Origin of the sequence: Rhizobium sp. M10 (assembly GCF_002531955.1) — a bacterium.
Taxonomy (GTDB): Bacteria; Pseudomonadota; Alphaproteobacteria; order Rhizobiales; family Rhizobiaceae; genus Rhizobium; species Rhizobium etli_C.
The window spans coordinates 1-1,035 of sequence record NZ_NWTA01000079.1; the positions used below are offsets into that span (position 1 = coordinate 1).

A 1,035-nucleotide genomic window follows, 5' to 3' on the forward strand; every position below is an offset into this window, starting at 1 on the left:
GACCCGGTCATCTTCCTCGAACACAAGATGCTTTACGACACCGTCGGCGAGGTGCCCGACGCCTCCTATACCATCCCGTTCGGCGAAGCCCGGGTGGTGCGCGACGGCAAGGATGTGCTGATCGTGGCGATCGGACGGATGGTCGGCGTCGCCGAGGAAGCGGCCCGCCAGCTTGCGGCCGACGGCATCTCCGCCTGCGTCGTCGATCCCCGCACCACCTCGCCGCTCGACGAGGAGACCCTGCTCGATGTCGCCGAAGGGATCGGCCGCATCGTCATCGTCGACGAGGCCAATCCGCGCTGCAGCGTCGCCACAGACATCTCGGCGCTGTTTGCCGACAAATGCTTCGACGCGCTGAAGGCGCCGATCAAGCTGGTGACGGCGCCGCACACGCCGGTTCCCTACGCCCCCAATCTCGAAGACGTCTATGTGCCGACGCCCGACGCCGTGGCCAAGGCCGCCAGATCCATCGTAAAGAGGTAAAGCCCATGTCGCTTATCGAAGCTGTCACTGTTCCCAAATGGGGAATGACGATGACCGAAGGCACGATCACCCAATGGATGGTCAATGAGGGCGACACCATCGCCCGCGGTCAGGAAATCCTCGAGATCGAGACGACCAAGGTCACCAATGTCCTGGAGGCGGCGGCAAGCGGCACCTTGCGGCGCATCGTGCTGCAGCAGGGCACGACGGCGCCGGTCGGCGCCCTGGCCGGCGTCATCACCGACGATGCCGCGACCACTGAAGAGATCGACGCCTTCATCGAAACCTATGCCGACCGGCTGGGGGCGGGCGAGGGCGGTGACGCCGGCAGCGCAGCACCGCGCATCGTCGAGGTCGAGGGCGGCACGGTCAACCTGCTCGAAGCCGGCGAGGGCGACGATGTCGTCCTGTTCCTGCACGGCTTCGGCGGCGATCTGTCGACCTGGCTGTTCAACCAGCCGCCGCTGGCCGAGACGATCCGCACGGTCGCGGTCGATCTGCCGGGGCACGGCGCCTCGTCGCCCGTCGACGGTGATGTGCTTGCCAAGATAG

2 protein-coding genes are annotated in these 1,035 nt (G+C 66.3%); both read left to right on the plus strand.

Annotation, left to right across the window (positions count from 1 at the left end; all coding sequences use genetic code 11):
- A partial coding sequence (locus tag CO671_RS33105) for a transketolase C-terminal domain-containing protein (RefSeq protein WP_280953362.1) occupies positions 1–483 on the plus strand: 483 nt, incomplete at its 5' end.
- Between the two features lie 5 nt (positions 484–488).
- Positions 489–1,035 (plus strand): alpha/beta fold hydrolase (locus CO671_RS33110; RefSeq protein WP_141514517.1); only part of this gene is annotated, 547 nt, incomplete at its 3' end.